This window comes from Paraburkholderia nemoris, from assembly GCF_905221015.1.
GTDB lineage: Bacteria > Pseudomonadota > Gammaproteobacteria > Burkholderiales > Burkholderiaceae > Paraburkholderia > Paraburkholderia nemoris.
Window position 1 is genome coordinate 40,944 of the sequence record NZ_CAJNBO010000029.1, and the last position, 23,710, is coordinate 64,653.

General features: G+C 62.7%; 22 protein-coding genes and 1 tRNA gene. 12 read left to right on the forward strand and 11 right to left on the reverse strand.

Annotation, left to right across the window (positions count from 1 at the left end; genetic code table 11):
• Nucleotides 1-89: 89 nt before the first annotated feature.
• The 7 genes from argB (at nt 90) to KHO33_RS42300 (ending at nt 7,441) form a co-directional block, all read left to right on the forward strand.
• On the forward strand, nt 90-989 hold the full coding sequence (gene argB / locus KHO33_RS33320) for an acetylglutamate kinase (RefSeq protein ID WP_054037147.1): 900 nt from the start codon (nt 90-92) through the stop codon (nt 987-989).
• 209 nt (nt 990-1,198) lie between these two features.
• Complete coding sequence (locus KHO33_RS33325) at nt 1,199-1,951, forward strand: pyrimidine 5'-nucleotidase (protein ID WP_054037146.1); 753 nt, start codon at nt 1,199-1,201, stop codon at nt 1,949-1,951.
• 17 nt (nt 1,952-1,968) lie between these two features.
• Nucleotides 1,969-2,673 carry a nucleoid occlusion factor SlmA gene (slmA, locus tag KHO33_RS33330; protein WP_200567010.1) on the forward strand — a complete coding sequence of 235 codons (705 nt, stop codon included), beginning with the start codon at nt 1,969-1,971 and terminating at the stop codon, nt 2,671-2,673.
• A 301-nt stretch (nt 2,674-2,974) separates the two neighbouring features.
• A complete protein-coding gene (gene metX / locus KHO33_RS33335; RefSeq protein WP_054037139.1) occupies nt 2,975-4,120 on the forward strand; it encodes a homoserine O-succinyltransferase MetX in 1,146 nt (381 codons plus the stop codon).
• Entirely contained in the window at nt 4,117-4,725 is a 609-nt protein-coding gene (gene metW, locus KHO33_RS33340; protein ID WP_054037137.1) for a methionine biosynthesis protein MetW, read from the forward strand. The genes metX and metW overlap by 4 nt, the downstream gene beginning before the upstream one ends.
• Before the next feature lie 14 nt (nt 4,726-4,739).
• Nucleotides 4,740-6,134: an AmpG family muropeptide MFS transporter gene (locus tag KHO33_RS33345; RefSeq protein WP_054037135.1), complete on the forward strand. Its 1,395-nt coding sequence runs from the start codon at nt 4,740-4,742 to the stop codon at nt 6,132-6,134.
• Between the two features lie 50 nt (nt 6,135-6,184).
• Nucleotides 6,185-7,441 (forward strand): M48 family metallopeptidase, encoded by a 1,257-nt coding sequence (locus tag KHO33_RS42300; RefSeq protein WP_234480748.1) that lies wholly within the window; start codon nt 6,185-6,187, stop codon nt 7,439-7,441.
• A gap of 60 nt (nt 7,442-7,501) precedes the next feature.
• Here KHO33_RS42300 and KHO33_RS33355 read toward each other — a convergent pair whose 3' ends face one another.
• The 5 genes from KHO33_RS33355 to gatC form a co-directional block, all read right to left on the reverse strand.
• On the reverse strand, nt 7,502-8,281 hold the full coding sequence (locus tag KHO33_RS33355) for an exodeoxyribonuclease III (protein ID WP_200567011.1): 780 nt from the start codon (nt 8,279-8,281) through the stop codon (nt 7,502-7,504).
• A gap of 54 nt (nt 8,282-8,335) precedes the next feature.
• The gene (locus KHO33_RS33360; protein WP_200567012.1) at nt 8,336-9,175 is read right to left on the reverse strand and encodes a PPK2 family polyphosphate kinase; all 840 of its coding nucleotides are present in this window, start codon (nt 9,173-9,175) and stop codon (nt 8,336-8,338) included.
• A gap of 121 nt (nt 9,176-9,296) precedes the next feature.
• Nucleotides 9,297-10,772 carry an Asp-tRNA(Asn)/Glu-tRNA(Gln) amidotransferase subunit GatB gene (gene gatB / locus KHO33_RS33365; protein WP_200567013.1) on the reverse strand — a complete coding sequence of 492 codons (1,476 nt, stop codon included), beginning with the start codon at nt 10,770-10,772 and terminating at the stop codon, nt 9,297-9,299.
• Nucleotides 10,773-10,777: 5 nt separating this feature from the next.
• On the reverse strand, nt 10,778-12,265 hold the full coding sequence (gene gatA, locus KHO33_RS33370; protein WP_054037128.1) for an Asp-tRNA(Asn)/Glu-tRNA(Gln) amidotransferase subunit GatA: 1,488 nt from the start codon (nt 12,263-12,265) through the stop codon (nt 10,778-10,780).
• A gap of 43 nt (nt 12,266-12,308) precedes the next feature.
• A complete protein-coding gene (gene gatC / locus KHO33_RS33375) occupies nt 12,309-12,608 on the reverse strand; it encodes an Asp-tRNA(Asn)/Glu-tRNA(Gln) amidotransferase subunit GatC (RefSeq protein ID WP_097390900.1) in 300 nt (99 codons plus the stop codon).
• Between the two features lie 380 nt (nt 12,609-12,988).
• Here gatC and KHO33_RS33380 point away from each other — a divergent pair, with 380 nt between their 5' ends.
• The 5 genes from KHO33_RS33380 (at nt 12,989) to rodA (ending at nt 19,426) form a co-directional block, all read left to right on the forward strand.
• The gene (locus KHO33_RS33380; protein ID WP_004189550.1) at nt 12,989-14,032 is read left to right on the forward strand and encodes a rod shape-determining protein; all 1,044 of its coding nucleotides are present in this window, start codon (nt 12,989-12,991) and stop codon (nt 14,030-14,032) included.
• A 153-nt stretch (nt 14,033-14,185) separates the two neighbouring features.
• On the forward strand, nt 14,186-15,286 hold the full coding sequence (mreC, locus tag KHO33_RS33385; protein WP_054037126.1) for a rod shape-determining protein MreC: 1,101 nt from the start codon (nt 14,186-14,188) through the stop codon (nt 15,284-15,286).
• Complete coding sequence (gene mreD / locus KHO33_RS33390; protein ID WP_054037125.1) at nt 15,283-15,795, forward strand: rod shape-determining protein MreD; 513 nt, start codon at nt 15,283-15,285, stop codon at nt 15,793-15,795. The genes mreC and mreD overlap by 4 nt, the downstream gene beginning before the upstream one ends.
• A gap of 141 nt (nt 15,796-15,936) precedes the next feature.
• A complete protein-coding gene (mrdA, locus tag KHO33_RS33395; protein ID WP_054037123.1) occupies nt 15,937-18,267 on the forward strand; it encodes a penicillin-binding protein 2 in 2,331 nt (776 codons plus the stop codon).
• A gap of 10 nt (nt 18,268-18,277) precedes the next feature.
• On the forward strand, nt 18,278-19,426 hold the full coding sequence (gene rodA / locus KHO33_RS33400; protein ID WP_054037121.1) for a rod shape-determining protein RodA: 1,149 nt from the start codon (nt 18,278-18,280) through the stop codon (nt 19,424-19,426).
• Between the two features lie 129 nt (nt 19,427-19,555).
• Here the strand turns inward: rodA and KHO33_RS33405 are convergent, their stop codons facing one another.
• From KHO33_RS33405 to KHO33_RS33430, 6 genes are all read right to left on the reverse strand, one after another.
• Nucleotides 19,556-20,260, reverse strand: coding sequence for a tetratricopeptide repeat protein (locus KHO33_RS33405; protein WP_200567014.1), 705 nt, complete (start codon nt 20,258-20,260; stop codon nt 19,556-19,558).
• Nucleotides 20,257-21,039 (reverse strand): HpcH/HpaI aldolase family protein, encoded by a 783-nt coding sequence (locus KHO33_RS33410; RefSeq protein WP_200567015.1) that lies wholly within the window; start codon nt 21,037-21,039, stop codon nt 20,257-20,259. The genes KHO33_RS33405 and KHO33_RS33410 overlap by 4 nt, the downstream gene beginning before the upstream one ends.
• A gap of 212 nt (nt 21,040-21,251) precedes the next feature.
• Nucleotides 21,252-21,695, reverse strand: a complete 444-nt coding sequence (gene queD, locus KHO33_RS33415; RefSeq protein WP_093634683.1) for a 6-carboxytetrahydropterin synthase QueD — start codon at nt 21,693-21,695, stop codon at nt 21,252-21,254.
• A gap of 9 nt (nt 21,696-21,704) precedes the next feature.
• Nucleotides 21,705-22,337: a 7-carboxy-7-deazaguanine synthase gene (gene queE / locus KHO33_RS33420; RefSeq protein WP_093634630.1), complete on the reverse strand. Its 633-nt coding sequence runs from the start codon at nt 22,335-22,337 to the stop codon at nt 21,705-21,707.
• Nucleotides 22,338-22,422: 85 nt separating this feature from the next.
• Nucleotides 22,423-23,154, reverse strand: coding sequence for a 7-cyano-7-deazaguanine synthase QueC (gene queC / locus KHO33_RS33425; protein WP_054037110.1), 732 nt, complete (start codon nt 23,152-23,154; stop codon nt 22,423-22,425).
• Nucleotides 23,155-23,592: 438 nt separating this feature from the next.
• A tRNA-Phe gene (locus KHO33_RS33430) sits at nt 23,593-23,668 on the reverse strand.
• Nucleotides 23,669-23,710 lie beyond the last annotated feature (42 nt).

Genomic DNA, 23,710 nt, shown 5'->3' on the forward strand with positions numbered 1-23,710 from the left:
TCCGGCGCCGCTATCGAAAACCCTGTTGCGGCGCGCCAGTCCTGTACAATTCGCCCTGTTTTAACTGTTCCGTGCCTGAGCCTGCCGCCATGTCCGAGATCCCTGACCTTTCGCAGATCGCGCCCACCCTGAAGGCTGAAATCCTGGCCGAGGCGCTGCCTTACATTCGCCAGTATCACGGTAAGACCGTGGTCATCAAATACGGCGGCAACGCCATGACCGAGGAGCGGCTCAAGCAAGGCTTCGCGCGCGACGTCATTCTGCTGAAACTGGTTGGTATCAATCCGGTCATCGTGCACGGCGGCGGTCCGCAAATCGACCAGGCGCTGAAGAAAATCGGCAAGCAAGGCACGTTCATTCAGGGCATGCGCGTCACCGACGAAGAGACGATGGAAGTCGTCGAATGGGTGCTCGGCGGCGAAGTGCAGCAGGACATCGTCACGCTGATCAACCATTTCGGCGGCCATGCGGTCGGTCTGACGGGTAAAGACGGCGGCCTGATCCACGCGCGCAAGATGCAGATGCCGGATCGCGACAATCCTGGCCAATACCTGGATATCGGCCAGGTGGGCGAAGTCGAGGCGATCAATCCCGCGGTTGTGAAAGCGCTGCAGGACGACGCCTTCATTCCGGTGATCTCGCCCATCGGCTTCGGCGAAGACGGCCTGTCGTACAACATCAATGCGGATCTGGTCGCGGGCAAACTGGCGGTCGTGCTGAACGCCGAAAAGCTCGTCATCATGACCAATATCCCGGGCGTGATGGATAAGGAAGGCAATCTGCTGACCGATCTGTCGGCACGCGAAATCGACGGCCTGTTCGCAGACGGCACGATCTCCGGCGGCATGCTGCCGAAAATCTCGTCGGCGCTGGATGCGGCGAAGAGCGGCGTGCGTTCGGTACACATCATCGACGGCCGCATCGAGCACTCGGTGCTGCTGGAAATTCTCACCGAACAGCCGTTCGGCACGATGATCCGCTCGCATTGATTCCTGCCTCAAACCCGGCCCACACGGTACGCCAGTCGGGCGTGCCATGTGGGCCGTGCAGTTGCGCCGCCGCTGCACCTAGCGGTGCACCACGCGCCACCCTCTGGCGCAAAAACACTCCTCCTTCTTTTATCGCCTTCCGCATCGCGAAGCGTCATGCGCGTTCGCCGCGTGAAGCGACTTCCCACGCCTGAACGACGCCCTCCATCATGCGCACCCCCACTTCCCGACGCCGTCGTCCGCACATCGCAGGCGGCAGTCCGGTCTGGCTGTTCGATCTCGACAACACGCTGCATCACGCCTCGCACGCGATCTTTCCGGCGATCAATCAGGGCATGACGCAGTACATCATCGACTCGCTGGGAGTCGACATCGATGAAGCCAACCGCCTGCGCACCGGCTACACGCAACGCTACGGCGCAACGCTGCTCGGTCTGGCACGCCACCATCCACTCGACCCGAACGACTTTCTGAAAGTCGTTCACACGTTCTCCGATCTCGGCTCGATGATCCGTCACGAACGCGGCGTTGCACGCCTCGTTGCGTCGCTGCCCGGCCGCAAGATCGTGCTGACCAACGCGCCCGAGACCTACGCGCGCGCGGTGCTCCAAAAGCTGCGCATCGAGCGTCTGTTCGAGCAGGTGATTGCGATCGAACATATGCGCGATCGCCGCAGCTGGCGCGCCAAACCCGACCATTCGATGCTGCGCAAGGCGATGCGCGACGCGCACGTCTCGCTCAAGGACGTGATCCTCGTGGAAGATACGCGCTCGCATCTGAAGAACTACCGGCGGCTCGGCATCCGCACCGTGTGGATCACCGGCCATCTGCCGCGCAAACCACACGCGGACGGCGTGCCGACGCGTCTGCCGGGCACCGGTCGGCCGCACTATGTCGATCGATGCATTCGTTCGTTAAAATCGCTACGACTGGGCAACCGCTCGGTTCGTTTGAAGAGATAGCAGACGGGGCGACAGCCATGCAGCCGATCGACAAGCCGGACGAAGCCGTAGCCGAACACGAACCCGCCCCGTCGGGCGTCCCGCGCGCGCCGCGCCTGAAGCCGGGCGAGCGCCGCGTGCACATCCTGCAGACGCTTGCCGCGATGCTGGAGGCGCCGAAGAGCGAAAAGATCACCACGGCGGCGCTCGCCGCCCGGCTCGGCGTCTCGGAAGCGGCGCTGTACCGCCATTTCGCCAGCAAGGCGCAAATGTTCGAAGGGCTCATCGAGTTCATCGAGCAGACCATCTTCGGCCTGATCAACCAGATTGCCGACAAGGAAAGCAACGGCGTGCTGCAAGCCCGCGCGATTGCGCTGATGCTGCTCAACTTCCCCGCGAAAAATCCTGGCATGACGCGCGTGCTGACCTGCGAGGCGCTGGTCGGCGAGCACGAACGGCTGACCGAGCGGGTCAATCAGATGCTGGAGCGAGTCGAGGCGTCGTTAAAGCAGTGTTTGCGGCTGGCTCAGACAGAAGCAAACGCAAGCGCGGGCGCGGGCGAAACCACAGGTCCGAGCGCAAATGCACACGCCGCCCCGCTGCCCGCCGGCTACGATCCTGCGATCCGTGCGAGCCTGCTGCTGAGCTACATCATCGGCCGCTGGCATCGGTATGTACGCAGCGGCTTTGCGCGGCCGCCCGCCGAACACGCCGACGCGCAACTGCTGCTGATTCTTCAGTAATCCGCGCGGCAGGCGCAGTGGCGCGGTAGCGCCCGCGACGCTGCCGCATGAAATTTTCCGCTATACTTTGCGCCTGACTGCGGCTCGCCGAATTACCTGAGACCGCTGTCGATAGCACCCTGAACACCTATCACGCGCCGATTTGCTGACTCGATTGCGGGCGCGCGAACCAGCGGGAACATACGATCCCGCGGTTCACTATAAATGCGGCTAAAGAGGTCGTCAGCCGCGCACACCGCCTCTCCTCCGTGCTTCGCCGACGCCAATCTAGCCGCCCAGTATTTGTTAAATGGCGGAATGAATGGAATCGATCGGTATCGTCGCTCCCCAAAAAATGCATTTCACCGAGCCGCTGCTGCTGCAGAACGGCAGCTCGCTGGCCGGTTACGACCTGATGGTCGAGACCTACGGCACGCTCAACGCCGCGCGCAGCAATGCCGTGCTGGTGTGCCACGCGCTCAACGCGTCGCACCACGTGGCGGGCGTGTACGCCGACGATCCGAAGGACATCGGCTGGTGGGACAACATGGTCGGGCCGGGCAAGCCGCTCGACACCAACCGGTTCTTCGTGATCGGCGTGAATAATCTGGGTTCGTGCTTCGGCTCGACCGGGCCGATGAGCATCGATGCGGCGACCGGCAAGCCGTACGGCGCGGCCTTTCCTGTCGTCACGGTTGAAGACTGGGTGAACGCGCAGGCGCGCGTCGCCGATGAATTCGGCATCACGCGTTTTGCGGCGGTCATGGGCGGCAGCCTCGGCGGCATGCAGGCGCTCGCCTGGAGCATGATGTATCCGGAGCGCGTGGGCCATTGCATCGTGGTTGCGTCCACGCCGAAGCTGTCCGCGCAGAACATCGCGTTCAACGAGGTGGCGCGCTCGGCGATCCTGTCGGACCCCGACTTCCACGGCGGCAACTACTACGCGCACAACGTGAAGCCGAAACGCGGCCTGCGCGTCGCGCGCATGATCGGCCACATCACCTATCTGTCGGACGACGACATGGCCGAGAAATTCGGCCGCTCGTTGCGGCGCGCGGAAGGCGCGGTGGACGCGTACAACTTCAACTTCGACGTGGAATTCGAGGTGGAGTCGTATCTGCGCTACCAGGGCGACAAATTCGCCGACTATTTCGACGCGAACACGTATCTGCTGATCACCCGCGCGCTCGACTATTTCGATCCGGCCAAGGCCTTCGACGGCGATCTGACCGCCGCTGTCGCCCACACCACGGCGAAATACCTGATCGCCAGTTTCTCGACCGACTGGCGTTTCGCGCCGGCCCGCTCGCGCGAACTGGTGAAGGCGCTGCTCGACCATAAGCGCACGGTGACCTACGCGGAAATCGACGCGCCGCACGGCCACGACGCCTTTCTGCTCGACGACGCGCGCTATCACAACCTGATGCGCGCCTATTACGAACGTATTGCGAACGAGGTGAACGCATGAACCAGCGAGCACTCGATTACCTTGCGCTGCGCCCGGACTTCCGCGCGATCGCCCGCTGGGTCGAACCGCGCGCCACCGTGCTCGATCTGGGTTGCGGCGACGGCTCGCTGCTGTCGCTCCTGACCGAAGAACTGGACGTGCAGGGCTACGGCATTGAAATCAACGACGCCGGCGTGCTGGCGTCGACGCAGAACGGCGTCAACGTGATCCAGCAGAATCTGGAAGACGGCCTGCGCCTGTTCGAAGACGGGAGTTTCGATTTTGCGGTTCTGTCGCAAACGCTGCAAACCATTCATCAGACGGCCGCGATCCTGCGCGAGACGGTGCGGGTGGGCAAGGAATGCATCGTCTCGTTCCCGAATTTCGGCTACTGGGCGCATCGGCTGTCCGTACTGCAAGGCCGCATGCCGGTGTCGAAGTCGCTGCCTTTCCAGTGGCACAACACGCCGAACGTGCGGGTGCTGACGATCAAGGATTTCGAGGCGCTGGCGCCGGAAGTCGGCATCGAGATCCTCGACCGTGTGGTGCTTCACGAAGGCCAGGTGGTGCGATGGGGCGTGAACTGGCGTGGTAGTCTTGCGGTCTATCGCGTCAAGAAAAGCTAACACCACTTATCCACATGTCGAACCCGCCGCACGAGGCGCCTGCACTTACCGCTCACGAAGAACATCCCGGCTGGCGTGCGTTTCTGAATACGCGCATGCTGATCTGCGTCTTTCTCGGCTTTACGTCGGGACTGCCGCTGTTCACGCTCGTCTATCTGGTGCAGGCGTGGCTACGCTCCGAAGGCGTCAATCTGAAGGAAATCGGCCTTTTTGCGCTGATTCAGTTCCCGTACACCTGGAAATTCATCTGGGCGCCGCTGATGGACCGCTACGTGCCGCGTTTTCCGGGCTGGCGTCCGGGCAGACGGCGCGGCTGGATGCTGGTCACGCAGATTCTGGTGGCGGGCGCGATTGGCACACTCGGTTTCGTGTCACCGAAGGATTCGATCTGGACGGTAGCGGCTTTGACGGCGCTGGTCGCCTTGTTCGGCGCGAGCCAGGACATCGTGATCGACGCCTACCGGCGTGAGTTGCTGAGCGACACGCAGCAGGGTCTTGGCAATGCGGTGCATGTAAATGCCTACAAGATCGCGGCGCTGGTGCCGGGTTCGCTGGCACTGATTCTGTCTGACCATCTGCCGTGGACTACCGTTTTCATCGTCACCGCCGCCTTCATGCTGCCCGGCATGATCATGACGCTGGTGGTCCGCGAGCCTGAGATACACGGCGCGCCACCGAAAAACCTGCGCGATGCGATCGTGCTGCCGTTCCGCGAATTTATCCAGCGCGACGGTTGGCGCGGCGCGCTCTTCGTGCTGGCGTTCATCTTCCTGTACAAACTCGGCGACACGATGGCCACCACGCTATCGACGTCATTCTTTCTCGACATCGGTTTCTCGCGCACGCAAATCGGTGTGATCGCCAAGACCACTGCGTTCGGCGCGAGTCTCGCGGGTGGGATCGTCGGCGGGATCTGGCTGATGCGTATCGGCATCGGCCGTGGGCTGTGGATTTTCGGCGTCCTGCAGATGGTGTCGACGCTCGGCTTCGCGTGGCTCGCGCATATTGGCCCAGCCTCGCCTGGATTGGCTGTCGTCTATGACATCGCGGTTGGGCTGAGCCAGGGTACGACGAAGCTGCTGTCGGTGTTCGGCATCGACTGGACAGTCCAACTCGATCCGCGCTCGGTGGCGCTCGCGCTCGTCTACGGCCTTGAAACCTTTGCGACCGGCCTGACGATGTCTGCCTTCGTCGCCTATATCGCCAGCACCACTGATCCGCGCTACACGGCCACGCAGTTCGCACTCTTCACGAGCCTGGCTTCGGTGCCGCGCACGTTGGCATCGGCGGCAAGCGGCTATGTGGTCGCACAGATCGGCTGGTTCGACTATTTCATCGTGTGTACCGCGCTGGGGCTGCCCGGCATGTTGCTTCTGCTGCGCATCGCGCCCTGGAGAACCCGGTCGTGACGATGCGTCAGTCAAAGCGCGTGGCGCGCCCGGTTTCGGATGCCTTCGGGATGTCTTCGCTCAAGGCCGGACGCGTGGTGCGGCTTACGGTGTTGGCGCTCGTTTGCGCGAGCCTGACGTTGGCGGCGCCGTTGGGCGCCTACGCGACAGCGATGCCTGCGGTCGCCTCCAGTGCAGCGGCGGCGGCCACCACCACACCGGCTCCGGCAGCAGCGCCAACGCCGGCACCGGCACCGTCGGCAAAATCGGCACCGAACACTTCAAGCCCGGAAAACGCGACATCGGCCGCGACCGGCGCGTCCAGCGCCACGAACGCCGGCAGCGCACCTGCGGCCGCCACGCCGCCCGCTTCAATACAGCCGCCACCGGTACCCGTAACGGCCAAAACGCCGGCAGCCACCCCGACACCCGCTACGGCCGCAAAAGCGCCCGCCGCAACGTCATCGCCCGCCGCAGCCGCCAACACTGCCACGCCGCCGACTTACAGTGCGCCGAACACGCAGTTGCGCTACGGCGGCTACCTCGTGTTCCGCAACCTGATCCCATCGCCGATGCTCGAGGCGCAAGCGGCCGAAGAGTTCAACCAGATCACGTACGGCGCAGAACACGCGAACCGCCTGTACGGCGACACCGACGCCCACGTCACGCGGGTGCGGTCGATCGTCGACAAGATGATTCCCTACTCGCTGAAGTGGAACGAGCGGGCCAAGGGCTGGAAGTGGGATGTAGCGGTGGTGCGCTCGCCCGACATCCGAATGTACTGCCTGCCGGGCGGCAAGATCGTGGTGTATAGCGGCCTGCTCGACCGCACGCATCTGAACGACAACGAACTCGGCATGCTGATCGGTCACGAGATCGCACACGCTCTGCGCGAGCATGCACGTGAGCGGCTCGGCGAACTGCAGTCGAGCCAGCTCGACTCGTCCGGCACGATCCCTCAGCTCTTCGGGCTCGCCGATCTGGGCGCGGTGCCGCTCGGCATCGGTTCGCGCTTGCTCGAGATGAAGTACGAGGGCACCGACGAAACCGAGGCCGACGTGATCGGCAGCGATATCGCGTCACGCGCAGGATTCGATCCGCGCGCCGCCGTCACGCTGTGGGACAAGTTGGCCACGGCGACGCGCGGCAATCGCGATCAGGGCTATATCTACGTGCACCCGTACACGCCGGCGCGGCGTCAGGATATCATCAAGCGTTTGCCGGATATGTTGCCGCTCTATGCAAAGGCGATCGGCAAGACCGTCGACGCGCTGCCGGACTATGCCGGCATGGGCCGCCCGCGCCGCAAACCCATTAGTAGCGAGTGAGGCGCGCAAGCCGCAGCGCTTGCGGCTTGCACGGTTCCTTGCGGCTCGGGCTAGCCGTGCTTACTTCTTGACTTTGTGATCGTAATCGACCGTCAGCGGCGCATGGTCGCTGAACTTGATATCGCGGAACACGTCGGTGCGTTTCGCCTTGCTGGCGATGCCCTGCGTCGCGATCTGATAATCGATCCGCCACCCTACGTTCTTCGCGTACGCCTGACCGCGATTGCTCCACCACGTGTATTGCTCGGGCCGCTGATCGAGCGTGCGAAATACGTCGACGTACCCCACTTCGTCAAACAGCTTGGTGAGCCACTCACGCTCTTCCGGAAGGCAGCCTGAGTTCTTCTGGTTGCTCTTCCAGTTCTTGATGTCGATCTCTTTGTGGACGATGTTCACGTCGCCGCACACGATTACTTCGCGCTCCTTGGCCAGTTCCGCGAGATGCGGCATGAACTCGTCCATGAAGCGGAACTTGGCCTGCTGGCGATCTTCACCACTCGATCCCGACGGCACATACACCGAAATCACCGAGAGTTTGCCGAAGCGCAATTCGACATAGCGCCCTTCCGGATCGAATTCTTCGCTGCCGAAGCCGATCACCACTTCATCCGGTTCATGGCGCGTGTACACACCCGCGCCGCTATAACCCTTCTTCACGGCATGCTGGAAATAGCCGGTGAAGCCGTGCGGCGACATAAACTCCGGCGTCAGATCGTCCTGTGAGCATTTGATTTCCTGCACGCACACCACGTCGGCTTTCTGTTCGCCGAACCAGTCGAAAAAACCCTTCTTTGCCGCTGAGCGGATGCCGTTCAGGTTAGCGGTAATCACACGCAACATGTCGTTTCCCTTATGTTCAATTCGTTTCTGGAGCACATGGCGGAAGGCGCAGGGTCATTCGACCTTGATGCCCTTCAGCGATTCTTTGGCCGGCGGATATTCGAGCTTTAACGCTTCGAACGTGCGCAGCAACAATTCGGCGACCATCACATTGCGATGGGTTTTCGAGTCGGCGGGCACCACGTACCACGGCGCGTATTCGGTCGACGTCACGGCCAGCATATCGCGGTATGCCGCCTGATATTGGTCCCATTGCTTGCGGGCTTCGAGATCGGCGACGTCGAATTTCCAGTGTTTGTTCGGATCGTCGATGCGAGCCTGCAGACGCTCACGCTGCTCGTCTTTCGAAATATGCAGCATGCACTTGACGATGGCAGTACCGCTGTCGGCCAGCAGTTTCTCGAACTGGCGAATGTGGCCACACCGCTGCTCGAATGCTTCGGCATCCAGATTGCCGAGCACGGTCGGCACCAGCAAATCTTCGTAGTGGCTACGGTTGAAGATGGTCAACTCGCCGGCAGCAGGCGCCTGCGCGTGCACGCGCCAGAGAAAATCGTGCGCCAACTCCACAGGCGTGGGTGCCTTGAACGGCACGATGCGCAAACCAAGCGGGTCGACCTCATGAAACACCGCGCGGATCGTGCCGTCCTTGCCGCTCGTGTCCATGCCTTGCAACACCAGCAACACCCGGCGTTTCTGCTGCGCGTGCAGGCACTCCTGCTGCGTGTCGAGGATCGCGCCGATCTCCGACAAGCGCGCCCGGTCGGCATCTTTCGAACCGCTCGAAAAAGGCTTCGCAGCCGGGTCGAAAGCGTCGAGTGAGAATTTGCTGCTCTTCTTGCCGTCATCGACATACGGCACGCGGAAATCGTCGAGTTCGGGTTGCTTCGCCATTCACACTCCGTGATCTGCGTTAAAACATTGCCCGCAAAATGAAACGGGCCGTTGCCCCACTTTCGTTTCCGGCAACAGCCCGCGATGACCGGCGCACTCGCACCGGTCACATTGCTTCAACTCAGGACAGCTTCTTCTTCAGCAGTTCGTTCACCTGCGCCGGATTGGCCTTGCCCTTGGTCGCTTTCATCGCCTGACCGATCAGCGCGTTGAACGCCTTTTCCTTGCCGGCGCGGAATTCCTCAACCGACTTCGGGTTCGCGGCGAGCACTTCGTCGATGATCGCTTCCAGCGCGCCGGTATCCGAAATCTGCTTCAAACCCTTCGCTTCGATGATGCGATCGGCAGCGGCTTCGTCCGTGGCTTTCTCTTCCCAGATTGCGAGGAAAATTTCCTTGGCGATCTTGTTCGAGATCGTGCCGTCGGCGATACGTTGCAGCAACAACGCGAGTTGCGCGGACGAAACCGGGCTGTCAGCGACGTCCAGGCCTTCGCGATTCAGTTGCGACGACACCTCGCCCATCAGCCAGTTTGCCGCAACCTTCGCGTTCGACGGACCGACTTTGAGGACGACCGCTTCGTAGTACGCGGCCATGGCCTTGCTCGACGTCAGCACGTTCGCGTCGTACGGTGTCAGGCCGTATTGCGTGACGAAGCGCTGTTGAATCGCGACCGGCAGTTCCGGCATTTCACCCTTCACGCGTTCGACCCACGCTGCGTCGATCACCAGTGGCATCAGATCAGGATCGGGGAAATAGCGGTAATCGTGCGCGTCTTCCTTGCTGCGCATCGAGCGCGTTTCGCGCTTGTCCGGATCGTACAGACGCGTTTCCTGCACCACCGTGCCGCCGTCTTCGATCAATTCGATCTGCCGGCGCACTTCGTACTGGATCGCTTCTTCGAGGAAGCGGAACGAGTTCAGGTTCTTGATCTCGGCACGCGTGCCGAATTCCGCCTGACCGACCGGCCGCACCGACACGTTCGCGTCGCAACGGAACGAACCTTCCTGCATGTTGCCATCGCAGATGCCGAGCCATGTGACCAGCGTATGCAGCGTCTTGGCATACGCGACCGCTTCGGCCGCGCTGCGCATTTCCGGCTCGGTGACGATTTCGAGCAGCGGCGTGCCGGCGCGATTCAGGTCGATGCCGGTCATGCCCGCGAAGTCTTCGTGCAACGACTTGCCCGCGTCTTCTTCGAGGTGAGCGCGCGTCAGGTTGACGACCTTCTCGTACGCTGGATTGCCTGCCTTTTCGTTAGCCGGGACTTGAATCGTCACCTGGCCGCCCTGCACGACGGGAATTTCGTACTGGCTGATCTGATAGCCCTTCGGCAGATCGGGGTAGAAATAATTCTTGCGCGCGAAGATGCTGCGCGGCGCAATCGTAGAACCGATCGCGAGGCCGAACTGAATCGCACGCTCCACGGCGCCGCGGTTCATCACCGGCAGCGTGCCCGGCAATGCCAGATCAACGGGGCTGGCCTGCGTGTTCGGCGCAGCACCGAACTGCGTGGCCGTGCCCGAGAAAATCTTCGATTGGGTCGACAGTTGCGCGTGGGTCTCCAGACCGATCACGACTTCCCATTGCTTGGTCATGGTGCTCACACTCCTGCCGGCGCTTTGCGGTGCCAGTCGGTCGCGCGCTGGAACGCGTCGGCCACTTGCAGCATCCGGGCTTCATTGAAATAGTTGCCGATGATCTGCAGACCCACCGGGCGCTGCGCATTCGCGCCCGCGCCGAAGCCGCACGGCACGCTCATGCCCGGCAAACCGGCGAGGCTCACCGACAACGTGTAGATGTCGGCCAGATACATCTGCACCGGATCGTCACCCTTCGCGCCGAGGTCCCACGCCACCGAGGGCGCCACCGGGCCCATGATCACGTCGCACTGCTTGAACGCTTCCTGGAAGTCCTGCGCGATGATGCGGCGGATCTTTTGCGCCTGCAGGTAGTACGCGTCGTAATAGCCGTGCGACAGCACATAGGCGCCCACCAGAATGCGGCGCTTCACTTCCGGACCGAAGCCTTCGGCACGCGACTTCTTGTACATGTCGAGCAGATCGCGGTATTCCGCGGCGCGATGGCCAAAGCGCACGCCGTCGAAACGCGACAGGTTCGACGAGGCTTCCGCCGGCGCGATCACGTAGTACACCGGGATCGACAGTTCGGTTTTCGGCAGCGAGACTTCCACCAGCGTCGCACCCAAAGCTTCGTATTGCTTCAATGCCGCGTCGATCGAAGCGCGCACGTCATCGGCAAGGCCTGCGCCGAAATACTCTTTGGGCAGGCCGATGCGCAGACCGGCGAGCGGTTTGTCCGCGCCGTCTTCTTTCCACGTCTTGCCGATGTAGCGCGTGAAGTCTTCATCTTCGCGCGTGAGACTGGTCGAATCGCGTTCGTCGAAACCGGCCATGGCGTTGAGCAGCGTGGCGCAATCCGCGGCTGTTTGGGCCAACGGACCGCCCTGATCCAGCGACGATGCAAACGCGATCATCCCGTAACGCGATACGCGGCCATACGTCGGTTTGATGCCGGTGATGCCGGAAAACGACGCCGGCTGACGAATCGAGCCGCCGGTATCCGTGCCGGTGGCAGCGGGCGCAAGACGCGCCGCCACTGCAGCAGCCGAACCGCCGGATGAGCCGCCCGGCACAGCCAGACGATCCCACGGATTCTGCACGGGGCCAAAGTACGAATTCTCGTTGGACGAGCCCATCGCGAACTCGTCCATGTTGGTTTTGCCCACGCACACCATGCCGGCGTTCTGCAGACGCGCGACCACGGTGGCGTCGAACGGGCTTTCGTAGTTCGACAGCATCTTCGAGCCGGCCGTGGAGCGCCAACCCTTGGTGACGAACACGTCTTTATGCGCGATCGGCAGGCCGACCAGCGGGCCGGCGTGGCCGGTGTGAAGCAGCGCGTCGGCCGCTTTCGCCTGCGCGAGCGTCAGGTCGGCGTCGACCTGAATGAAGGCGTTCAGGCTGTTGGCCGCGTCGATCCGCTTCAGATAGAGCTGCGCCAGTTCGACTGCGGAGCATTCCTTGGCTGCCAGTGCGGCGCGCAGTTCGGTCAAGCTTTTTTCATGCATTGCGTTTTATCCTGGGCTTGATTCGCGAGTCTTGGTCGATCACTTACTCGATCACCTTCGGCACGAGGTACAGGCCGTCCTGAACGGCCGGCGCCGGGCGCTGGAAGGCTTCACGGTCGACCGTTTCGGTCACTGCGTCGTTACGCAGACGCAGCGCGACGTCTTCGATCTGCTCGATCGGATGGGCAAGCGGGGCGATGCCGGTGGTATCGACCGCCTGCATTTGCTCGACTAAGCCGAAGAAATCGTTGAGCTGGGCAAGCGTGTGCTCAGCTTCGGCGTCAGCCAGTTCGAGCCGCGCGAGGTGCGCGATGCGTTTAACATCGGTCAGGGTCAGAGCCATGCAGTCACCGGAAAATGTGGTGGACCGCCGCAGCGCGGGAAAAACGATGCTGCGACAGCGGGTTACGACACTGGAGGAAGACCTCGAAAAAGGGGCCAGCGGCGGCAAAAAGTGCCGTCCGTTTCCTTCAAAACATCCAAAATTATAAGGTATCATTACGCGTTCGACCCAAACCCGGACCGACTTACCAAGGCCTTTCTGAACAATTCCCAAAGATAGTTCGGATTTTTCTGACTGGGCCTTGCACCGGCCTCCGGTAGACTCCCTCGCAGCTTCAAGTTCCTGTGGCGCCGCTTCCGCCCGGTTGAAGCTGTTATTTTTTCCGCTGCCGCCCTGCGCATACGTTGCGAGGGCTGGCCCCAAGCGAGACAGGATTTTGAATGTTCGGTTTTCTGCGCAGCTACTTCTCCAACGACCTGGCGATTGACCTCGGCACTGCCAACACGCTCATTTACATGCGTGGCAAGGGTATCGTTCTTGATGAACCGTCGGTGGTCTCGATCCGCCAGGAAGGCGGTCCCAACGGTAAGAAAACCATTCAGGCAGTCGGCAAGGAAGCCAAGCAGATGCTTGGCAAGGTGCCGGGCAACATCGAGGCGATCCGCCCGATGAAAGACGGCGTGATCGCCGACTTCACCGTCACCGAACAGATGATCAAGCAGTTCATCAAAACTGCTCACGAATCGCGCATGTTCTCGCCGTCGCCGCGCATCATCATCTGCGTGCCGTGCGGTTCGACCCAGGTCGAGCGTCGCGCGATTAAAGAAGCCGCTCACGGTGCGGGCGCTTCACAGGTTTACCTCATTGAAGAACCCATGGCAGCGGCAATCGGTGCGGGCCTGCCGGTGTCGGAAGCGACCGGCTCGATGGTCGTCGATATCGGTGGTGGCACGACCGAAGTCGGCGTGATCTCGCTCGGCGGCATCGTGTACAAGGGTTCGGTCCGCGTAGGCGGCGACAAGTTCGACGAAGCCATCGTCAACTACATCCGCCGCAACTACGGCATGCTGATCGGCGAACAAACCGCCGAAGCCATCAAGAAAGAAATCGGCTCCGCGTTCCCGGGTTCCGAAGTCAAGGAAATGGAAGTGAAGGGCCGCAATCTGTCGGAAGGCATTCCGCGCAGCTTCACGATCTCCAGCAACGAAATCCTCGAAGCCCTCACCGATCCGCTGAACCAGATCGTCTCGTCGGTGAAGATCGCGCTCGAACAAACGCCGCCGGAACTGGGCGCCGACATCGCCGAGCGCGGCATGATGCTCACCGGCGGTGGCGCACTGCTGCGCGATCTGGACCGCCTGCTCGCCGAAGAAACCGGCCTGCCGGTGCTCGTCGCCGAAGACCCGCTGACCTGTGTTGTGCGCGGCTCGGGCATGGCGCTCGAACGCATGGACAAGCTGGGCAGCATCTTCTCGTACGAGTAAGCGAGCCCGTCTCCATGTCAGTAGCGCGGATCTGGCAAACGGCCCCTTGCGGGCCGGTTTGCCGTTGGCTGGGCCTGCCAGCCTCCGCGCGCTGAGCGCGCGTCCCTCGCGCGCCGCCGTCTCACCCAACCGCTCACGCCCCCGGCGCCGACCATGGAATACAGTCCGCCGCCCCTGTTCAAGCAAGGCCCGTCCGCCCTCGCACGGCTGGTGTTTTTCGTCGTGCTGGCGCTCGCCCTGCTGATCTCCGATGCACGCTTCAAGACGCTCGAAATCGTTCGCGGCGTGCTCGGCGCGGGTCTTTATCCGTTGCAACGCGCAGCCCTCGTGCCGCGCGACGTTTTCATGGGCGCGGCCGACCTGGCCGTGACCAGCGCCACCTTGCGCAGCGAGAACGACAAACTGCGCACCAAAGATCTCCAGCTCTCGCAGCAAGCCAATACGGCCGCCGAACTGGCTGCCGAAAACACGCATTTGCGCGCGCTGCTGCAACTCTCGCAGCGCTCCACCACGCAATCGCTGCCGGCTGAAATCCAGTACGACACGCGCGACCCGTTTACGCAGAAGGTCGTGATCGGCCGCGGCGCCCAGCAAGGCGTCCAGGACGGTTCACCGGTCGTCAACGAAGACGGCGTGATCGGTCAGGTCACGCGTGTGTTCCCGCTGCAAGCCGAAGTGACGCTGCTCACCGACAAGGATCAGGCGGTGCCCGTGCAGATCGTGCGCACCGGCTTGCGCAGCGTGATCTACGGCACACCGAAGGGCGACACGCTCGACCTGCGCTTCGTGCCGATCAGCGCCGACGTGCAAACCGGCGACGAACTCGTCACGAGCGGGCTCGACGGCGTTTATCCGCCGGGGCTGCCGGTCGCGAAGGTCGTGCGGGTCGACAAACAGGCCGATACGGCGTTCGCGCGCGTGATCTGCTTGCCCGTTGCGCCCGTGCGCGGCGCGCGTCAGTTGCTGGTGCTGCACTATCTGAACAACGTGCCGCCGCGTCCGGCCGAAGAGCCCGATGCCGCCACGACCGCCAAGGACGCGAAAGCGAAGAAGGGCAGCAAGCCCGCGGACAACAAGGCCGTAGCGGATAAATCCGCTGCCAAACCTGCCGAAAAGCCCGCCGCCGCCGCTGCCAAGCCCGCTGAAAAACCGTCGGCCAAAGCCACGGCCGCGGAGAAGAAAGCCGCCACCGAAAAGAAACCGGCCGCTGACAAGAGCGCGAAGCCGCAAGCCACGCCGGGGGCCCAGCCATGAACCGTCCGCAATACATCCTGCAGCCGGTCAATCCCTACTTCATCTCGTTCAGCCTCGCCGCTGCGTTCCTGCTGAACCTGATGCCGTGGGGGCGCCTCGCCGGCGTGCCGGACTTCGTGGCGCTCGTACTGCTGTTCTGGAACGTGCACCAGCCGCGCAAAGTCGGCATGGGTATCGCGTTCTTTCTCGGCTTGTTGATGGACGTACATAACGCCAGCCTGCTCGGTGAGCACGCGCTGGCGTATACGTTGTTGTCGTATGGCGCGATTACGATCCACCGCCGGGTGCTATGGATGTCGCTCGGCGTGCAGACTTTCGCGGTGATGCCGCTCCTGGTCGTCGCGCAACTGGTGCCGTTCGTGATCCGTCTGCTGACGGGCGCGGCGTTTCCGGGCTGGAGTTACCTGATCGACGGCTTCGTCGAAGCCGCGCTGTGGCCGGTCGCCAGCATGCTGCTGCTGATGCCGCAGCGTCGCCCGGCCGATCCGGACGATACGCGGCCGATTTAATCACGCATCGAGCCCGCCGGCCGTTCCGATGGAATCCACGCTCCCGGCCCGCTCGACGCGCATCGCTGTTCATGCCTCCCGGTTCCGGCCGGTTTGGGCGCACACTCATGATGGCCGTCACGCGGCCTTTTGCAGAATCGCATGACCGAATTCAAGGACACTCAGCAACAGCTCTCGAAGTTCCGCCTGCGCGTAGCGGCGGCGGGCGTGTTCGTGTTCGTCTGCTTCGGGCTGATCGGTTTCCGTTTCCTGGTCCTGCAGGTCTGGCACTACAGCAAGTACTCGCTGCAAGCCGACGAAAACCGCATCTCGGTCGCGCCGATCGTGCCGAACCGGGGCATCATCACCGACCGTAACGGCGTGGTGCTGGCCAAGAACTACTCGGCTTACACGCTGGAAATCACCCCGTCGAAGCTGAACGACACGCTCGAAAACGTGATCGACAACCTGGCCACCGTGGTCTCGATCGACGCACGCGACCGGCGCCGCTTCAAGAAGCTGCAGGAAGACTCGAAGAACTTCGAGAGCCTGCCGATCCGCACCCGCCTCACCGACGACGAAGTCGCGCGCTTCACCGCACAACGCTTCCGCTTTCCGGGCGTGGAAGTGCGCGCGCGCCTGTTCCGCCAATATCCGCTCGGCCCCACTGCGGCACACGTGATCGGCTATATCGGCCGGATTTCGCAGCGCGATCAGGACCGCATCGACGACGCCAGCGATCAGAACGACAGCGATCCGGATCACTACGATCCGCGCCTCGACGCAAACAACTACAAGGGCACCGACTACATCGGCAAGATCGGCGTCGAACAGAGCTACGAGACGGAACTGCACGGCCAGACCGGTTTTGAGGAAGTCGAAGTCACCGCCGGTGGCCGGCCTGTACGCACGCTGTCGCGCACCCAGGCAACGCCGGGCAACAACCTCGAGCTGTCGATCGACATCGGCCTGCAGCAGGTCGCCGAGCAAGCCTTCGCGGGCCGCCGTGGAGCGCTGGTCGCAATCGAACCGGCAACCGGCGACGTGCTCGCGTTCGTGTCGGCGCCGAGCTTCGATCCGAATTCGTTTGTCGATGGCATCGATCAGCAGACCTGGGACGAGCTCAACAACTCGCCCGACCATCCGCTCCTGAACCGTCCATTGCACGGCACCTATCCGCCGGGCTCCACCTACAAGCCGTTCATGGCGCTCGCCGCGCTGACGCTGCATAAGCGCACGCCGGGCTGGGGCTTCCAGGATCCGGGCTCGTACACGTTCGGCGGCCATACGTTCCGCAACGACGTGCGCTCGGGCCAGGGCTGGGTGGACATGAACCGCGCGATCGTGGTGTCGAACGACACGTATTTCTACATGCTCGCGCACGATCTCGGCGTCAACGCGATCGCCGGCTTCATGAAGCCGTGGGGCTTCGGCCAGATCACCGGCATCGACATTTCGGGCGAAGCGCGCGGCATCCTGCCGTCGACGGACTGGAAGCGCAAGGCGTACCGCAAGCCCGAGCAGCAGCGCTGGTATGAAGGCGAAACGATCAGTCTGGGCATCGGCCAGGGCTATAACTCGTTCACCATTCTCCAACTCGCCCACGCCACGGCCACGCTCGCGAATAACGGCGTCGTGATGAAGCCTCACCTCGTGCGCGACATCGAAAATCCGATCACCAAAGATACGCGCCCGGTCGTGCGCGATCCGAGCGACAAGATCGCCGTGAAGCAATCGGACATCGACATCATCAAGCGCGCGATGGAAGGCGTCGTGACCAACGGTACGGCGTCGAAGCTGTTCATCGGCGCGCCCTATCTGGCCGCCGGCAAGACCGGTACGGCGCAGGTCTACTCGCTGCAAGGCGCGAACTACAAGGGCCATGCGATCGCCGAGCATCTGCGCGACCACGCGCTCTTCATCGCGTTCGCGCCGGCTGAGCAACCGAAGATCGCGCTCGCGCTGATCGTCGAAAACGGCGGCTGGGGCGCGGAAGCGGCCGGCCCGATCGCGCGGCGCGTGCTCGATTACTACCTGGTCGGCAAGAACAAGCCCGGTGCTGAAGCGGCGGCTGTCGCGGCAGCAGCCTCGGCGACAGAGGATGCATCCGCGCCCGAAGTGGGTAGCGCACCGGCACCGCAGGACGCGGCGCAGCCAGTCAAGGTCGCGGCGGGCTTCACGGCATTGCCGATGCCGGGTGCTGCTTCGGCCGCTGCGGCAGCTTCTGCGGCGGCGGCTGCTTCGGCTTCGGCTGCTGCATCGGCGGCCACGGCTGCGACATCGCCTGCTGCTTCCGCATCCGGAGCAACGAGCGCATCAGCGGCCGTCGCTGCATCCACCACCGCAAAGATTCCAACGCCGCGTAAATCCGGCGTCCCGCGCAAACCCCGCCCGAGCAGCGAGTCGGTACCGACTGCCGCCGCTCCGTCGCGGGATGACAGCATTCAACCTACGTCGCCACGCCAGCCGGTTTCCGGCGGCATCGACGAGTAAGGAGAAAGGCATGCAATTCGACAAGCGCGCCTGGCTCGACCGCATCAAGCGGATGTTTGTGGGCTTCGACCGTCCGCTTGCCCTGATCGTGTTTCTGCTGCTGTGCGTCGGCATCATCACGCTATACAGTGCGACGCTGGACATGCCCGGCCGCGTGGAAGACCAACTGCGCAACATCATGCTGACGTTCGTGCTGATGTGGGCGCTGGCCAATGTGCCACCCACCACGCTGATGCGTTTCGCGGTCCCGCTCTATACGTTCGGGATCGCGTTACTGGTGGCGGTGGCGCTGTTCGGCCTCACACGCAAGGGCGCGAAGCGCTGGATCAACGTCGGCGTGGTGATCCAGCCATCGGAAATTCTGAAGATCGCCACACCGCTGATGCTCGCCTGGTACTACCAGCGCCGCGAAGGCGTGATGCGCTGGTACGACTTTCTGGTCGGCTTCCTGATCCTGATTGTGCCGGTCGGTTTGATCGCCAAGCAGCCTGACCTGGGCACCGCCGTGCTGGTGTTCGCGGCCGGCCTCTTCGTGATTTACTTCGCGGGGCTGAGTTTCAAGCTGATCGTGCCCGTGCTGATTGCCGGCGTGATCGCGGTCGGCTCGATCGCGGCGTTCCAGGACAAGATCTGTCAGCCGGAAGTGCAGTGGCCGCTGATGCACGACTATCAGAAGCACCGTATCTGTACGCTGCTGGATCCGACTTCCGATCCGCTCGGCAAGGGTTTCCACACGATTCAGGCGGTGATTGCAATCGGCTCGGGTGGCCCGCTCGGCAAGGGTTGGCTGAAGGGTACCCAGGCGCACCTGGAGTTCATCCCCGAGAAGCACACTGACTTCATCTTCGCCGTGTTCTCCGAGGAGTTCGGGCTGGCGGGCGGGATCGTGCTGCTCACGCTTTATATGCTGCTGATCGCGCGCGGTTTGTATATCGCTGCCAATGGGGCGACGCTGTTTGGGCGGCTACTGGCCGGATCGCTGACGATGGCGTTCTTCACCTATGCGTTCGTCAACATCGGTATGGTGAGCGGGATCTTGCCGGTGGTGGGCGTGCCGTTGCCGTTCATGAGCTACGGGGGCACCGCGCTGACTACGCTCGGGGTCGCGATCGGCCTCATCATGAGCGTCGCACGGCAGAAGCGGTTGATGCAGAGTTAGAGTCGGGCTGGGCGCAGGTCCCAGACTGCGGAGCCGATGGCAGCAAAGTCGCAGCAGACCACAGCAGGCCCGATAAAGAAAGGGGGCGCACCGTCAGGAGCGCCCCTTTTTCATTTAATGCGGTCTCGCCTACTGCGGTTTCACTTCCTTCTGATCCCGCAATTGCGCGCTCAGTTGCTGATACTTGAGTTTCGCCGCCGGATCGCCCTGTGCCGCCGCAGCAGCGTAGTACGCACGCGCCACGTTCAGATTCTTGTCCACGCCGTCACCGCCACGTTCGTAGAACGAGCCGGTCACATACTGCGCGGTCATGTCGCCACCTTGCGCGGCCTTCTTGTACCAGACGAACGCCTGCTGGTTATCGCGAGTCGTGCCGCGGCCATCGAGAAACTGGTTGGCCAACGCGAGCTCTGCCTGCACATGTCCCTGTTGCGCGGCCTTCAGGAACCACCGGTGCGCTTCGACGGGATCACGCCCGACGAACTCACCGTCGTCGTACATCTTGCCGTACACGTACTGCGCGTGCGACATGTTGGCGTCGGCGGCTTTGCGCAGCCACTTTTTGCCTTCGTCGACATTGGCCGTGGTGCCTTCACCGTTGAGCAACATCATCGCGTAGTTGAACTCGGCCAGCCGGCTGCCGCGCTGCGCGGCTTTACGGAACTCGGCAAGCGCCGCGCTCAGATTGCCGGCGTTGTAGTCGGCGACCGCGGTTTGCGTCTCCGGATCGTTCGACTTCGCGACGCGGTTGTCCTGCGCATACGCCGTCACATTCGCTATCAACGCCGCTGTAACCGCCAGACGCACCACGACGCACTGCACCATCCCCTTCATGTCCTCACCTCCTGCAACGCCTGGCGGGTCGCGCGCAACATCCACATGACGTCGGCGGCCAGGGCGATAAAACGAAAACCGGCATCGCGATGCTGCTTTGCGCTCGCGACATCCATGGCAAAAATTCCTGCGGCGATACCGGCCTTGTCGGCGGCGCTGACAATGCGCGCCATCGCCGCCTGCACGTCGGCATGCTTCGAATCGCCAAGGTGGCCGAGGCTCGCGGCCAGATCGGCCGGTCCGACGAACAGGCAATCGACGCCTGGCGTCGCCGCAATCTTCTCCACCTCCTGCAACCCCCGCGCCGACTCGATCTGCACGATCGTCGCAATCTGCGCGTTGGCGGATTGCACGTAGTCGCGCCGCATGCCGTACGCAGCCGCCCGCACTGCGCCGGCCACACCGCGCTGACCGTCGAGTGCATCGGCGGTCGGATACTGCGTCAAACGCACGGCCTGTGCCGCCTCTTCCGCGCTTTCAATGTTCGGGAACATCAGCGTCCGTGCGCCGGCGTCGAGCACGCGCTTGACGAGCCACGCCTCGCTGGCAGGCACGCGTACGACCGGCTCGCTCGGCAAATGCGCCGCAGCGATCGCGCGCAATTGCGACGTAACGTCGCCGCTATCGTTCGGCGCATGCTCCATGTCGATCAGCAGCCAGTCGAAACCGGCGTGCGCGAGCGCCTCGGCTGCGGAATCGCTACCGAGCGAAAGCCACAGGCCGAACAATGTATCGGCTTCTTTCAGACGTTGCTTGAGGGGATTCGTGAAGGTGCTCATTGCCGCGCTCCCTGGCGATGGGATACATCGCCTGAAACACGGGTGAGGATGGCGCAGCCGAACAGGCCAACGCCCAAGCCGTGACGGCCTGAATGCCTGCTGCGACGCAATGCGGTGACCGGCATGTCTCGCTCCATGTGGTTATCGGAGCGATCATACCGTGACAATAACGCGGGGGTTGGGCCGCAGGCTCGAGTCGCGCGGCCCTGAACTTAATCGCGGACCACGTCGGCCCAGCAGTTCGGCGTCTCGAACAGACGCACCTTATGCAAACGCAGATTCACGCCGTAATGCGCGTCGTAGACGTTCGCGAGAATATCGAACGCAACAGCGGCGAGATTCTCAACGGTGGGGATGCGATCGAGTACGACCGTCTTGTGCCCCGCCATGGTTTCCAGAAAACCGCGCACCTGCGTATCGCCTTCGTAGACGAGAAATGCATGGTCCCACTTGTCGACCAGATGCTCGACCGCGAGCGACTTCACGTCGGCGAAGTCCATCACCATGCCGCGATCCGGCGCGCCTTCGGTATCGACCAGATCGCCTTGCAGCGTGATTTCGAGCACATAGCGATGGCCGTGCAGATTACGGCACTGGCTACGGTGATCGGGGATGCGGTGGCCCGCGTCGAATTCGAGTTTTCGTGTAATCGTCAGCACGGCAAATCAGGGAATGTTCAGATACTTGTGGGTCTGCATCGACAGGCGCCATTGCGGATGGCGTTTGCACCAGTCGATCGCGAGCTTGGTGTTGAGGTCGCGCGACGGGCCGTCCATCGGCTGGACGAGGAAATACTCGAAGTCGAGCTTCGCATACTCGGACAAACGCTGGTTGTCCTGCGGAATCACAACCTTCAGTTCGTTGCCCTTGGTGACGACGAGCGGGGCGTCGGCTTTCGGGCTCACGCAGATCCAGTCGATCGTCTCAAGGACAGGCAACGAGCCGTTGGTTTCGATGGCGATTTCGAAGCCGGCGGCATGCAGTGCGTCGACGAACGGCTGATCGATCTGCAACATAGGTTCACCACCCGTGCAGACCACGAAGCGTTCGCCCTCGCCCTCCGGCCATTGCGACGCGATCATCTGCACCAGCTCTTCAGGCGTACGGTACTTGCCGCCGTTCTCACCATCGGTCCCGACGAAGTCCGTATCGCAGAAACGGCAGACCGCATCCGCACGATCTTCTTCGCGGCCCGACCACAGATTGCAGCCGGCGAACCGGCAGAACACGGCCGGACGCCCGGCATTCGCGCCCTCGCCCTGCAATGTGTAGAAGATTTCCTTGACCGCGTAAGTCATGCTGCTTTCTGCCTTGTGTTCCTGAAAATAATTGCCTGCGCGGCGCCCGTTCGCACGGTGCGCCAGCGCAAAACTTCGGTGAGCGTCAAACCGGCTCGGTCACCTTCTCACCGGCCAGATACGCTTCGTAACCGCGCTTGCGCAAGCGGCACGCCGGGCATTCGCCGCAGCCGAAACCCCATGCATGCAACTCGGCGCGCTCGCCGACATAGCAGGTGTGCGTTTCGACGCGCACCAGTTCGACCAGTTCGTCACCGCCCAGCTCATGCGCGAGACGCCACGTATCGGCCTTATCGAGCCACATCAGCGGCGTTTCGAGCAGGAAGCGCGTATCCATGCCGAGGTTCAGCGCGACCTGCAATGCCTTCATCGTGTCGTCGCGGCAATCGGGGTAGCCCGAGAAGTCCGTCTCGCACATGCCGCCGACCAGCACCTGCAAACCGCGCCGATACGCGATGGCCGCAGCGATCGTCATGAACATCAGGTTGCGGCCCGGCACGAACGTATTCGGCAAACCGTTCGCCGTGGCGTGGATCTCGATCTCGCGCGTCATCGCGGTATCGCTGATCGAGCCGAGCACCGACAGATCGATCATGTGATCTTCGCCGAGGCGATCGGCCCAAGCCGGAAATGTCCGCGTCACCGCGTTGCGAAACCCTTCGCGGCATTCGAGTTCGACTCGGTGCCGCTGGCCATAATCGAAGCCCAGCGTCTCGACCGTTTCATAACGTTCGAGGGCCCAGGCGAGGCACGTGGCGGAATCCTGGCCGCCGGAAAACAGCACCAGAGCGCTACGTTTAGCGTCTTTGCGGATCACCGTGAAACTCCGTGAATGATGAGTGCCACGTCGCGCTGCGCGAGGTGCGCCATGCAAGCAACGCGGCGCGACGCGTGCCGGCACTGCTGCCGGCCCAAAGCAGTATAGGCCGCGCCTTCCGCATGCAGAGTCGCTGGGCGCTTATACCGTTAATCGTCGGGCGAAGGGTTCGGCACCTGTTGCGGCCTTGCCGTGTTGCGGCAGAGTGCGCAAAAAGCGCTGCTTCAGGATACGAAAAGACGCGTTTGGTGCGGTGACGCGCAAGTGGAACGCCGACAGCACCCTCGCATGCAAGTCCTTGAACTGGCGCGATTTTATCACGCGACGGCCAATGCCGCCGAGCACACCCGCCGCGGCGGCAAGCTAGCCATGCCGCCACACATGCCCATCAGAAAAGGAAAAGCCCCAGGAATCTTGCGATTTCCTGGGGCTGAATCCTGGTGGCCTGGGACGGAATCGAACCATCGACACGCGGATTTTCAATCCGCTGCTCTACCAACTGAGCTACCGGGCCAACGAAGAACGAAATGATATCAAAGGGTCAGCTGCTCGGCAA